This is a genomic window from Paenibacillus sp. J22FR21 (assembly GCF_056269135.1).
Window position 1 is genome coordinate 649,709 of record NZ_JBWDNJ010000002.1, and the last position, 12,596, is coordinate 662,304.

General features: G+C 49.7%; 14 protein-coding genes. 12 read left to right on the top strand and 2 right to left on the bottom strand.

Annotation, left to right across the window (positions count from 1 at the left end; genetic code table 11):
• The first annotated feature begins 4 nt into the window (after positions 1-4).
• The 8 genes from lpdA (at position 5) to AC0YNS_RS08800 (ending at position 9,130) form a co-directional block, all read left to right on the top strand.
• Positions 5-1,420, top strand: a complete 1,416-nt coding sequence (lpdA, locus tag AC0YNS_RS08765; RefSeq protein ID WP_090985406.1) for a dihydrolipoyl dehydrogenase — start codon at positions 5-7, stop codon at positions 1,418-1,420.
• A 112-nt stretch (positions 1,421-1,532) separates the two neighbouring features.
• Positions 1,533-2,027, top strand: coding sequence for an acyl-CoA thioesterase (locus AC0YNS_RS08770; protein ID WP_475780608.1), 495 nt, complete (start codon positions 1,533-1,535; stop codon positions 2,025-2,027).
• A 56-nt stretch (positions 2,028-2,083) separates the two neighbouring features.
• Positions 2,084-2,878 carry a thymidylate synthase gene (gene thyA, locus AC0YNS_RS08775; RefSeq protein ID WP_475780609.1) on the top strand — a complete coding sequence of 265 codons (795 nt, stop codon included), beginning with the start codon at positions 2,084-2,086 and terminating at the stop codon, positions 2,876-2,878.
• Positions 2,879-2,893: 15 nt separating this feature from the next.
• Complete coding sequence (locus AC0YNS_RS08780; RefSeq protein WP_475780610.1) at positions 2,894-3,391, top strand: dihydrofolate reductase; 498 nt, start codon at positions 2,894-2,896, stop codon at positions 3,389-3,391.
• 225 nt (positions 3,392-3,616) lie between these two features.
• The gene (locus AC0YNS_RS08785) at positions 3,617-5,104 is read left to right on the top strand and encodes a glutamate synthase subunit beta (RefSeq protein ID WP_475780611.1); all 1,488 of its coding nucleotides are present in this window, start codon (positions 3,617-3,619) and stop codon (positions 5,102-5,104) included.
• A 66-nt stretch (positions 5,105-5,170) separates the two neighbouring features.
• On the top strand, positions 5,171-5,500 hold the full coding sequence (locus AC0YNS_RS08790; protein WP_475780612.1) for a hypothetical protein: 330 nt from the start codon (positions 5,171-5,173) through the stop codon (positions 5,498-5,500).
• Between the two features lie 57 nt (positions 5,501-5,557).
• The gene (locus tag AC0YNS_RS08795) at positions 5,558-6,700 is read left to right on the top strand and encodes a hypothetical protein (protein WP_475780613.1); all 1,143 of its coding nucleotides are present in this window, start codon (positions 5,558-5,560) and stop codon (positions 6,698-6,700) included.
• A 12-nt stretch (positions 6,701-6,712) separates the two neighbouring features.
• Positions 6,713-9,130: a DNA topoisomerase 3 gene (locus AC0YNS_RS08800; protein WP_475780614.1), complete on the top strand. Its 2,418-nt coding sequence runs from the start codon at positions 6,713-6,715 to the stop codon at positions 9,128-9,130.
• Between the two features lie 70 nt (positions 9,131-9,200).
• Here AC0YNS_RS08800 and AC0YNS_RS08805 read toward each other — a convergent pair whose 3' ends face one another.
• Positions 9,201-9,944: an HAD family hydrolase gene (locus tag AC0YNS_RS08805; protein WP_475780615.1), complete on the bottom strand. Its 744-nt coding sequence runs from the start codon at positions 9,942-9,944 to the stop codon at positions 9,201-9,203.
• Positions 9,945-10,070: 126 nt separating this feature from the next.
• Here AC0YNS_RS08805 and AC0YNS_RS08810 point away from each other — a divergent pair, with 126 nt between their 5' ends.
• Positions 10,071-10,211: a hypothetical protein gene (locus AC0YNS_RS08810; RefSeq protein ID WP_475780616.1), complete on the top strand. Its 141-nt coding sequence runs from the start codon at positions 10,071-10,073 to the stop codon at positions 10,209-10,211.
• A 95-nt stretch (positions 10,212-10,306) separates the two neighbouring features.
• On the opposite strand, the gene AC0YNS_RS08815 is transcribed toward AC0YNS_RS08810, so the two are convergent.
• Positions 10,307-10,528, bottom strand: a complete 222-nt coding sequence (locus tag AC0YNS_RS08815; protein WP_090985426.1) for a hypothetical protein — start codon at positions 10,526-10,528, stop codon at positions 10,307-10,309.
• A 172-nt stretch (positions 10,529-10,700) separates the two neighbouring features.
• Here AC0YNS_RS08815 and AC0YNS_RS08820 point away from each other — a divergent pair, with 172 nt between their 5' ends.
• The 3 genes from AC0YNS_RS08820 to AC0YNS_RS08830 are packed head-to-tail and all read left to right on the top strand — an operon-like array spanning position 10,701 to position 12,588.
• The gene (locus tag AC0YNS_RS08820; protein ID WP_475780617.1) at positions 10,701-11,426 is read left to right on the top strand and encodes a phosphonate ABC transporter ATP-binding protein; all 726 of its coding nucleotides are present in this window, start codon (positions 10,701-10,703) and stop codon (positions 11,424-11,426) included.
• Complete coding sequence (locus tag AC0YNS_RS08825; protein WP_475780618.1) at positions 11,423-11,923, top strand: GNAT family N-acetyltransferase; 501 nt, start codon at positions 11,423-11,425, stop codon at positions 11,921-11,923. Before AC0YNS_RS08820 ends, AC0YNS_RS08825 begins: the two co-directional genes overlap by 4 nt.
• Positions 11,924-11,976: 53 nt before the next feature.
• Positions 11,977-12,588, top strand: a complete 612-nt coding sequence (locus AC0YNS_RS08830; RefSeq protein WP_475780619.1) for a DUF3298 and DUF4163 domain-containing protein — start codon at positions 11,977-11,979, stop codon at positions 12,586-12,588.
• Positions 12,589-12,596 lie beyond the last annotated feature (8 nt).

The window sequence follows — 12,596 nt, forward strand, 5'->3', positions numbered from 1 at the left end:
AACCATGGTAGTAGGAGATGCATCACTCGATATTGATTTGCTAGTCATTGGAGCAGGCCCTGGCGGCTATGTAGCGGCAATTCGCGCTGCGCAGCTTGGCCAAAGTGTGCTTGTTGTAGATAAACAATATGTAGGCGGCGTATGCTTGAACGTCGGCTGTATCCCGTCCAAGGCGCTGATCTCGGCGTCCCACCAATATGAATCCATCTCTCACGCTTCTTCCTTCGGTATCACGGCTTCCGATGTGAAAGTGGAGTGGAGCAAAGTTCAAGAGTTCAAGAACGGCGTAGTTAAGAAATTGACCGGCGGCGTTGGCCAACTGTTGAAAGCTAACAAAATTCAATTCTTCAGCGGCGAAGTGATGTTCATCAGCGATACGGAAGCACGTGTATTCAATGAGCAAGAAGCTCCGCGCTACCGTTTCAAGAACTGCATCATTGCAACAGGTTCCCGTCCAATCGAGCTGAAGGCATTCCCTTACGGCGGCCGTATCGTTTCTTCGACAGAAGCATTGTCCTTGCCTGAAATTCCGAAGAGCCTCGTTGTTATCGGCGGCGGCTACATCGGCATCGAGCTTGGTCAAATGTATGCTCGTTTCGGTACGAAGGTTACGGTAATCGAAGGTTCCGATTCGATTCTTCCCGGCTTTGACAGCGACATGTCTTCTCTCGTAGCGAAGAAGCTTAAAGGCACCAAAACAGATATCGTAACAGGTGCTCAAGCGAAGAGTGCCGTACAAACAGACAACGATGTAACCGTTACGTACACAGTGGGTGGCGAAGACAAACAAGTTACAGCAGATTACTTGCTTGTAACGGTTGGACGCCGTCCAAATACAGATGGTGAGCTTGGCCTTGATATGATCGATGTGAAGATGACCGATCGTGGTATGATCGAAGTCGACGAGCAATGCCGTACAAGCATTCCACACATCTTCGCAATTGGCGATATTATCGCAGGACCTGCGCTTGCGCATAAAGCGATGTATGAAGGCCGCGTTGCTGCAGAAGTCATTGCCGGTCAACCAAGCAAAATCGATTACAAGTGCATTCCGCTTGTGGTATTCTCCGATCCTGAGTTGTCTAGCGTAGGCTACAGCGAGAAGGAAGCTAAGGATAAAGGCCACAATGTGAAGGTCGGCAAATTCCCGTTCAACATCAACGGACGTGCATTGTCCCTTGGCGTAAACGAAGGTTTTGTCAAAGTAATCGCAGATGCGGATAACGGTCTCTTACTTGGTGCCCAAATCGCCGGTATTGAAGCTTCCAACATGATCGCAGAGCTAGGACTTGCAATCGAAATGGGCGCCACGCTTGAAGATATCGCTCTGACGATCCATGCACATCCAACGCTTGGCGAAATCGTTCTGGATGCGGTTGAAGTGGCGCTTGGACATCCGATTCACGCAATTGCCAAATAACAAGCTAATCTATATATAACCAAGGCTTACAGGAATTCAAGAGGTCACGCCGCAGTTGTTCTGCAGCTGGGCCTCTTTCTTCTTTAGTATTTAGCCAAGGAGGCAGCCTGCAATGACGAACGAAGTGATGAAGAAAACAACGGACGAATCGAGATCAACGATGATGCAGCTGATCTTCCCGTCGGATACGAATTACCACGGAACGATGTTCGGCGGCAAAGTAATGGAATACATGGATAAGATCGCGGCGATAACAAGCATGCGCCATGCGCGGGGGCCGGTCGTAACCGCATCGACAGATAGTTTGGATTTCGTTGCACCGATTAAAGTAGGCGATATGATCGACGTAGAAGCTTTTGTAACATGGACTCGTAAAAGCTCTATGGAAATCTATGTGAAGGTCCAAACCGAGCATGTCTACACGGGGGAGCGCAAAACAGCGGTCACCGCCTTCTTCACCTTTGTTGCGCTCGATGGGCAAGGCAAGCCGACCCCTGTTCCAGGCATCATTCCGCAGAATGAAGAAGAACAGGCGCTTCATCTGTCCGCACCGGATCGATACGAACTAAGAATGCAGCGAAAACAGGACAGACAGAAGAGCCTTTAAATGGTACACTAATAGGAAGCGGTTTTTGTCGAAAGATGGAGAGGGGTTAACGGACGTTGAAGGCTTATTTGGATTTGCTTCAGGATGTCTTGGATAACGGGGTTGTTAAAGAGGATCGTACAGGAACAGGAACGAGATCCGTGTTCGGTCGTCAGCTTCGATTCGACTTGAATCAAGGTTTCCCGCTGGTCACGACGAAACGGATGCATGTGAAATCCATTATTCATGAACTGCTCTGGTTCCTTAAGGGCGATACGAACGTTCGTTACCTGCAAGAGAATGGCGTTCGGATTTGGAATGAGTGGGCAGATGAGAACGGCGATCTGGGTCCTGTTTACGGGTCGCAGTGGCGGGCGTGGGAGACACCAGACGGTCGTCGCATCGATCAAATTGCTGCTGTAATAGAATCGATCAAGCATAATCCGGATTCCAGGCGCCATATTGTCAGTGCATGGAATGTAGCCGAAATCGAGAATATGAAGCTTCCACCTTGCCATTTTGTATTCCAATTCTACGTGGCTAACGGAAAACTCTCTTGTATGCTGACGATGCGTTCCTCCGATACATTCTTGGGTTTGCCGTTTAATATTGCGCAATACGCGCTGCTTACGCATATGATTGCCCAGCAATGCGATCTTGGAGTTGGGGATTTTATTTATTCAGGCGCGGATGTTCATATCTATAGCAATCATATCGAGCAGGTTAAGCTTCAATTGACTCGTGAAACGCTGCCGCTGCCGAAGCTTATCATTAAGCGAAAGCCGGAATCGATTCTCGATTATGTGTATGATGATTTCGAAATTGCCGATTATCAGCATCATCCAACGATTAAAGCTGAAGTCGCGATATAGGGGAGGGGGCCGATTATGACTATTGCAATGATTGCCGCAATGGCGCGCAACCGTGTGATCGGGATCGACAACGGCATGCCATGGAGTTTGCCGGCAGAAATGGCCCATTTTCGCCGTTCTACAGCTGGCAAGACCGTTGTGATGGGGCGTAAGACCTTCGAATCGCTTAGCGGTCCGCTCAAGAATCGTCGTAATGTAATCCTGACTCGCAGCAGGGATTACAAGCCGGATGGCTGTGAGATTGCTCATTCCGTTGAAGACGTGTTGACTCAGTATGGCGGTAATGAAGGCGAAGAGCTTGTTATCATGGGCGGCGCAGAGATATATTCACTGTTTATGCCCTATGCGGACAAGCTGTGGTTAACGGAAGTCGAAGCTGATGTGGCAGGGGACGCGCATTTTCCAACCTTCCGGATAAATGAGTGGACCGTGCAGGATAGGGAGCATTTCTCGAAGGATGAGAAGAACGCCTATGATTTTACAATCGTTACATATGTCAGGAACGCTCGTTAGAGTAATCACTATTTGTTTGGCAAAAGCCTAACATTATGTGATAAAGTGCAAATGATTGTACGGAAAATCCATTTATTGCGTTAAGCCAAGTTGCTAAGATATTGTAAATAGTTATCAGGTTTTATATGGTAAAGTTTGATATTGAATTCAATGTCGATTCCCGATATAGTTTTAGAGAGATAACGAACATTCGGTAATGGGAAAATGGATGGAGGAAAAGCGATCATGTCTACACCTACTGGATTTATGGACTACAAACGCGAACTGCCTGCTGACCGCGATCCGCTGGAACGGATTAAGGATTGGGATGAATTTCATAAGCATTTCAGTGAAGATCAGCTAAGAACGCAAGGCGCGCGCTGCATGGATTGCGGTACGCCTTACTGCCATACAGGCATCGAGCTTCCGGGAGGCGCATCGGGCTGCCCGGTGAACAACCTTATTCCGGAATGGAATAACCTCATCTATCGTGGGCTTTGGCGCGAAGCGCTTGATCGTTTGCACAAAACGAACAATTTCCCGGAATTCACCGGCCGTGTTTGCCCGGCTCCGTGTGAAGGTTCTTGTACGGTTGGCCTGATCGGCGATGCGGTTACGATCAAAACAATCGAGCAGTCCATTATCGATAAAGGCTTCGAAGAAGGCTGGGTCGTTCCACAGCCCCCGCTTATGCGTACAGGCAAGAAGGTTGCCGTTGTAGGTTCCGGTCCTGCCGGAATGGCTACCGCAGCACAGCTTAACAAAGCGGGCCATACTGTAACGGTTTATGAGCGTGCAGATCGTATCGGCGGCTTGCTCACTTACGGTATTCCAACTATGAAGCTCGATAAGAAAGTGGTTCAGCGTCGTGTGGATCTGATGGAAGCAGAAGGCATTAACTTCGTAACGAATGCTGAGGTTGGCACAAACGTACCGGCTGAACAGCTGATGAATGAATTTGATGCGATTGTCCTTTGCGGCGGTGCTACTAAGGCTCGCGAGGTTGACATCGAAGGCCGCGACTTGAACGGCGTTCACTTGGCAATGGATTATTTGAACGGTACAATCAAGAGCTACCTGGATTCCAACTTGGAAGACGGTAATTATATTTCGGCTAAAGATAAGGATGTTATCGTTATCGGCGGCGGCGACACAGGTACTGACTGTGTGGCAACGGCACTACGCCACGGTTGTAAATCGGTAACGCAATTCGGTACGGTTGGCAAAGCACCACTGGTACGTGATCAAGAGAAGAACCCATGGCCGCAATTCCCTAACGTGTACACGCTTGACTACGCACAAGAGGAAGCTCGCGCGTTATATGGTGAAGACCCTCGTGCATTCTCCGTACTGACGAAGAAATTCGTAGGTGACGAGAATGGCAACTTGAAAGAATTGCACACCGTGCAAATCCAGCGTACTGTGGATGAAACAGGACGCAGAATCTATACGGAAATCCCAGGTACGGAGAAAGTTTGGCCAGCTGATCTGGTTATGATCGCGGTCGGCTTCGAAGGTCCTGAGAACACGCTGATTCAGAAGCTTGGACTTGAACAAGACCGTCGTTCGAATGTAAAAGCCGAATATGGCAAATACAAAACGAGCGTCGATAAAGTATTCGCTGCAGGCGATATGCGCCGTGGACAAAGCTTGGTTGTTTGGGCAATCAACGAAGGCCGCGAGGCTGCGCGTGAAGTGGACCGTTATTTGATGGGAACAACGATGCTTCCTTAATGAACGAAGGAACTCGGAATGCAAAGCGCCTACGGGCGCTTTTATTTCGTTTTACGAAGGAGTGGAATGAAGAAGATGATACAATACGGTTCCGAGCAGATTACTCAGCTGCGATTTATGACATTCATTCCTCGCATAGAACGACGTGACGATCAATGGATTGATCTTGAGCTGCGCATGATCGTGGATCAAACAACGCCTGTCCCTGACGGGCTAGTTGATTTAACGGCATTAGTTATATGTACGCACAGCGGCGTAATTGCTCAGATCGTACCTCTGGATGAGGGCTGCGATTGCGAGTTTCAATTCACCTCTGATGAGAAGGAACAGATAAGAACGTATATTGAATCTGCAGAAATTCAAGCACGGATTGCAAATCTCTCTATCGGCGGTTAAGGTAAGATGTGGTAAAATGAGCTGTAGGTTATCGTTTCTTGGTGGGAGGAGATTCGATTGCGCACCACAGCTGCAGGTGTTCTAACGCCGACGGATATTCATAAAATCAGACATTATGTCCAGCATAAGTACGGTGACTTGCCTAGCGACCGCCGAGCCGAAATCGTTGCGGATGCGATGCAGCGTATCGTCCTGCGACAATTACCTGATTTTCCACAAGCTCATAAGATGAGCGTTTCGACCGAGTTGCTGCGGAGCATTGCGGTTCGGAAGCAAGTTCCTGTTCATGAGAAGCATATTTTTGAAGCATGCCTGAGGCTCGATTATCGTGATCCTCAGCTTTTCCATGCCTTGCACGAGTGGGTAGAGCAGCGACTTGGCGTGACGATCGAGTCTGAAGTGTTCAAAGGCATCGTTGAAGAAGGCATTCATATTGCGAACTCTCCTCATATGCAAGTGGAAGCTTGGGATGCAGTGGTCGGCACTGTGGCAGGCTATTATCGCGCGCCGGATCGGATGGCAGAGATTATCACGCTTCCTGGCAGCCGTAATGGCCGTATTGGCAGCAGAAGCAAGCCGAGTACGTATATGTTCCTTACGGTGGCGCTAAGCGTGTCGACGTTGTTCTACGGCTGGTGGACCCTACATCCGCCAACTGCTCCTGCAGAGCTCCCTAAGACAGGACAACCTATGGTTGTGAGCCGCCCGGTTTCCCAGCCGCCGCCCGATGTGATCGTGCAGAAGTATAAGAATGAACTTCCCAATGAGCTGAGGTATGTGGAAATTAATAAAGAACGGCTTGTGCGGTATTTGGCGGGGAAATCGTCGTTGCTTGCCGAGGAACCGTATCTCAGTACCATCGTTAATGCGGCTAAGGAGCATGATATCCATCCGCTATTGCTGTTTGCGATAACCGGACAAGAACAGGCTTTTGTACCGAAGACGCACAAAGATGCGAAGAAGATCGCCAACAATCCGTTTAATGTGTTTCACAGCTGGAAAGAGTTTAATACAACAATCAGCGAATCTGCGAAGATCGCGAGCAATACGATTGTACATAAAAGTCAAGGAAGACCTGATGATATCGACGCACTCACTTGGATCAATACGAAATATGCCGAAGACGTCAATTGGTCGAAAGGCGTTCGGACGATTTTGGAAGCGATGAAACGTCAGATTATGTCGGTTAACGAACGGTAAAGAGGCGATTGCTTGAAAACATTGATTATCGCAGAGAAACCCGATATGGGTCGGACAATCGCCGCAGTCGTGGAGCCGAAGGCGCAGAACAAACGCGCTTATTTGGAAGGCGAGCACTACATTATTACGTGGGCGATCGGCCATTTGGTCAGTCTCGCAGAGCCGGATCAGTACGACCCCAAGTATAAGAGATGGAATGAAGCGGATTTGCCCATCATTCCGGATCGCTTTAAGCTTTGGCCGAATGCGCGGACGAAGGATCAGCTTGCTACAATCGGCGAGCTGTCGAAGCGCTGTGACCGGCTTGTTAACGCATGCGATGCCGGGCGTGAAGGTCAGCTTATCTTCCATCTGATCCGGCAATATTTGAAAATGCCGCAGCCGACAGATCGGCTGTGGATTTCCGATTTGACGCCGGAGACGATTCGGCGCGGGTTTGATGGGCTGCGCAGCGATCAGGAGTATGATGATTTGACACGTGCGGCGAAGGCGCGAAGTGAAGCGGATTGGCTGGTTGGCATGAATGCTTCGCGGGCATTTACCATCCGCCACAAAACGCTGCTGTCGGTCGGACGCGTACAAACACCTGTATTAGCGCTGCTCTACGATCGGCATAAAGAAATTACGGCTTTTGACAGTGAGACGTTTTTCGTCGTTCAAGCTTCATTCAGTCAGGGAGACTTTACTTATAAAGGCGTCTGGCAGGGAGACCGGATAACGAAACGCGAGCAAGCTGAAGCGCTGGCCGCGAAGGTATCCGGAAAACCGGCTAAGATTATCAGCTATACGGTGACCGAATCGAAGGAATATCCATTTCGGCTATACGATCTAACACTGCTGCAGCGCGAAGCGAACGGCAGATATGGATATCCGGCGAAGAAAACGCTCGACATCGCGCAATCGCTCTATGAGAAACACAAAGTGATTACGTATCCGCGGACAAGCTCCAACTATGTGACGGAAGAGAACCTCCCCATAATGGGGAATGTTCTTAACATGCTTAAACAAACGTCTTACGGAGATCTTGCTAATGGTGCGGATCGCAGCAGAGTGCATAAGGGCAACAAAGCCGTCTGTAATCCGGCTAAGGTCGAGGATCACCATGCGATCCTGCCGACGCCTAAGCGTCCCGGCACCTTAAGCACGGAAGAGCAGCACATTTACGATATGATCGTTCGACGATTCCTCTCTCATTACTATCCTCCTGCCGTCTATAACAATCATGAAGTGTTGACAGAGGTAGAAGAGGAGCAGTTCCGCACGCGCGCCAAGGAACAGCTGGATGCGGGATGGCGCGTCGTGTTAGGCGATCAGGATGACGGCAACGCGAGCAAAGCAAAGAGCAAGTCGAAGAAGAAATCCGATGATGCGACGGACGATCAAGAGGATGATCTGGTTGAAACCGATCGTCCGTTCTCGGTAGATGCCGATGCAGCAGTCCATTGTGACAGCGCAGATGCACTGGAGAAGGCGACGAAACCGCCGAAGCCGTATACGGAAGGCACGCTGCTCAAAGCGATGGAGAGTGCCGGCAAAGCGATTGAGGATGAAGAGCTTCGAGATGCGATGAAGCAGACGGGGCTGGGTACACCGGCAACTCGTGCGGCGACGATCGAGAGGCTCAAGTATGTCGGTTATATTAAGCCTACAGGCAAGCGGCTCGATATCACGACGAAGGGCTGCGCAGCAATCGAGCTCATTCGCGGCGCCGGTGTAGAACTGCTCGCTTCGCCGGAAATGACAGGCAGGTGGGAGCAGCGCCTCCATCAGATCTCGAAGGGCGAAGCATCGGATGAGCAGTTCATTGCGAAGGTGAAGCAGTTTGCCGAGATGATTGTCGGCAAAGTGAAGCATCAACGCCAAGCGGATGCGAGCCTATTCGAGGAGCCGGGGCAAGCGGGCGGAGAAGCTAAAGGCAGAGGCAAGGGGGCGAAAGCTTCTGGTTCTGGCGAGAAGAGCACAAGGGCTTCTTCGAAGGGGAAGACGGCGAAGTCTACGGAGACTGGGTCGAGCTCGGGGTCAACTGCTAGGAACACAGCTGCATCTCGCTCGAAGTCGGCAAGCACTTCAACGACTGGAAGCGGCAGCTCCCAAACCCGTGCTGCTGCAGCGACACGTACTGCAGCATCTCCGGAACCGTCAGCAAGCATGCCGAAGGTGATTGCATCTTGTCCACGGCCGGGCTGCGGCGGTGAGCTTGTGGAAGGTAAACGCGGCTATGGCTGTTTGCGATTTAGGGAAGGCTGTACATTCGTCATCTGGAAAGAACAGCAGGGACGCCTGGTAACGGCAACGATGGCGAAGGCGCTGGCGGTGAGCGGCGCGACGCGTTCTTCCGCGTTTAAGCGGGAAGACGGTACCAGCGAATCCGGCAAACTAACCTTAACGAATACGACAACCGGAGCAGTAGAATTTGTACCTGCTCCGTAAGAACGAACAAGAGGCTTGTCCGCACAGGAGTGGTAATCGCTCCTGTGCGGGACAAGCCTCTTGTTGTTGGTTAGTTAGGACCGCGCTGGTTCAGGTAAGTATGAATACTTGTCGGAACATCCCTTAGCTGGTCTAAGGTGAAGAATGCGCCTTTCGGCTCCACATCAATGCCGACAATATTGTACGCCCATTCGGAATCCGTCTTCATGTGAATAGCGTGTATGCCCGAAGTAAGTGCGGGTATTACGTCAGTACGGATGGAGTTGCCGATCATCCAAGTCGACTTGCGATCGAATTTGCCTTCGCGCAGAATGTTCTCCATCGCTTCGACATTCTTCATTGAACGCACATAGATGCGTGGACCAAAATACCGCTCCAGCTGCATCTCCTTGATTTTGCGTTGTTGAATTAACATTTCTCCACCGGTGTACAGGTGCAGCTCATGCCCCTTTGAGGCCAGTTCGTCCAGCGTCTCTTCCATGAACGGATAAGGCTCAACCTCATGTTCATAAACACTTCTTCCTAGTTTCCACAGCATGTCTACCTCTACAGGGGATAGTGCTCTGCCCAGTAGATCGGAGAAATGCTGATAAGTTCCGATAAAGGATTGTGGGAAGTGATCGCTCTTAAAGCCGGATACATGTACGCCGGCAATGTCGATTTCGGTTTGCTTGTCACGAATTTCTTGAGCCGAAATTCCATAACCTCTGAACCAGTCTGACATGAGATCTGTAAATTGATCAATGACGAAGTAGAAATACTTGTTGCAGTAAATTAGCGTATCATCGAGATCGAATAAAATACTTTGTTTCATCTTAGGCACGGCTCCTTCCCAGATGATTTCGCTGTGTAGATTCAATCTACCGCATCTTGGGATTCGCCGTCAAATCGAATAGTACTGGGAAGATTTACAAATACTGTAGGTGGAGGTGAATGATGTATGCCAACAAATCGGAACAGCAATAAGAAAAACCATGGCAGTGAATCAGAAGGGAGAGATTATTCTTCCTCATTAAAGAAGCTGGAGAAACTTGCGAGCAGACCCTCCAGCTTAAACGGCATTAACAAACAGCTGCCTTAATATATACGGCAGGGCAGGGACAGGGAACAGTCTCTATATGCACAGCAGTCAGAAATCAAAGGGAAACTGCGAACACATATAGAGACTGTGAGATGTTAAGCATACTTATTTAATTTAGCAGTAAGATCCTGCTTAATATAAGCGATTCTCTTGCGAACATAGAAATCATAGCTTGCCCCTTTCAATTCGCGGGGGCTAATAACCTCTTCAGCACTGTTGTCGATAATGGTCAAAGAGCCGTTGGAATAAAACTTAAAAGTTAGATCCCGGAAAGGTCGATGCGTTTCAATAAATCGATAGTTTTCACAGTTATTCATGATGGTTAGCCTCCTCACAATTGGCGGGAATTTAGAACGTGTGTTCTTGTTTTTATTATAGCAAACATTTGTTCGTATGGAAACTATTATTTTTTTAACTTAAACTAGATTAATAGCTTACATAGAACTCTGCGAATTCAACAGCAAATGCATTCATAAAGGAGCGCCACTCATGATAAAAGTCGATCAATTATCCAAACAAATTCCGGGCGGGCCGAAGGTGCTATCCGGGATCAGCTTTAACATAGAGCCCGGTGAATTCATCGCCATCAAGGGGGCAAGCGGAAGCGGGAAGTCCATGCTTCTCCGATGCTTGGCAATGAGAGAGTCGTGGAGCGGCGGAACCTACATCGTGGACGGCGTCGACATTCTCAAAAAAGGTCTGCTTGGCAAAATGAAAATCCGCCGTGAAATCGCGTATTTGGAAGAGAAGCCAACTTTAATCGGCAAGCGTACCGCGCTTAAGAACGTGCTCATCGGCACATCGCATCAAACACCGATCTGGCGGCGAGTGACAGGCATGATTCGCAGCGATGACTACATGGGTGCCATGGATATGATCGAGAAGATGGGGCTGCTCGAGAAGGCGCATCAGAAGGGCGACAAGCTGAGCGGCGGGGAGAAGCAGCGTATTGCGATGGCACGCGCTTTGGTCCACGGTGCCAAGACGCTGCTTACTGATGAACCGGTATCCGGCTTGGATCCGCATGCGGCAGAGCAAGTGCTGGCCGATTTGAAGAAGATGTGCCAGACGCAAGGGATCTCGGTAGTTGCGGTCATGCATCAAGGCGACTGGGCAGAACGTTTCGCCGATCGGATTATCGGCTTGAATAACGGGAAGATCGTGCTGGATATTAAGGGAAGAAGAATGACGGAGCGGGAGAAAATGCTGCTGTGAGTACTTCCGTCAATTACGAGCTGCGGCCAATCGACCAAACTGAGCTGGATGCCGCCCATAAGCTGGAGCTCGCTTGTTATTCTGTTGAAGCTGCGGCAACGAGGGAATCTTTTACGTTCAGACAACAGCATTTCCCGGGCTATTTCTGGTCGGCTTGGCAGAACAACGAGCTTATCGGGCTCTCCTGCGGTGTTCGCACAGATGAAAGCAGCTGTGAGAGTGATGCGGTGAAGAGTGCGCACAGTGCCGAAACCGGTGGAAACCACCTCGTTATCCTGTCCGTCGCAGTCGCTCCCGAGCATCGATTCAACGGCATCGGAACTGCGCTTATGAGAGCGCTTATACGACAAGCCGAATCCGATCAGCTCGCTTCGATCGTTCTCATGTGTGAACAACATTTGATCGCTTTCTATGAAGGTCTCGGGTTCGAATACGCAGCCGTTTCGGCATCCACGCACGGGGGCATTGAATGGCATGAGATGAGAAGAGTCATCTAAATAGGAAGCGGCATACAATGGAGCATTAACCTAGAATAGGCAGGTGTTCCATCATGGCATTTCAGTTTCCGGCCGTTATTCATGCCTCCCGCGTCACGTTCCCGAAAGCCGAGCTATGGGTTCCGGTCGTAAGCGGACTTCACAACACAGCGGCACGCAATTCAATTAACGGAAAAATACGCAGAACGGTAAGCGAGCTTGTGCAAAATCAAGGCTCTCTTGAGGATCCGCGCGCCGATATGCAAGGGTATTTCGAGATCAAGACGAACGAGAAGGACATTCTAAGCTTATCGTTGTTTAATTACGCCTTTACAGGCGGGGCTCATGGGCTAACGCTTCAGGAGTCGCTTACGTTCGATACAGGCACAGGCAAGTCATACACGCTGTCGGAGCTTTTCAAACCAGGCAGTAATTATGTCGGCAGGCTGTCAGATATCATCAAGGCTCAAATCGATGAGAGACAAATCGCCACTTTAGAGCCGTTCAACGCCATTCGGCCGGATCAACCGTTCTATATCGCAGATCGCGCGCTTGTCATCTATTTTGCGTTGTATGAGCTTACTCCTTATGCATTCGGGTTTCCGTACTTTCCGATTTCCGTCTATGACCTAAGCGATATCATTAATCCGAACGGTCCACTTGGCCGTATGGATGTGAACAATTAACTGTACTA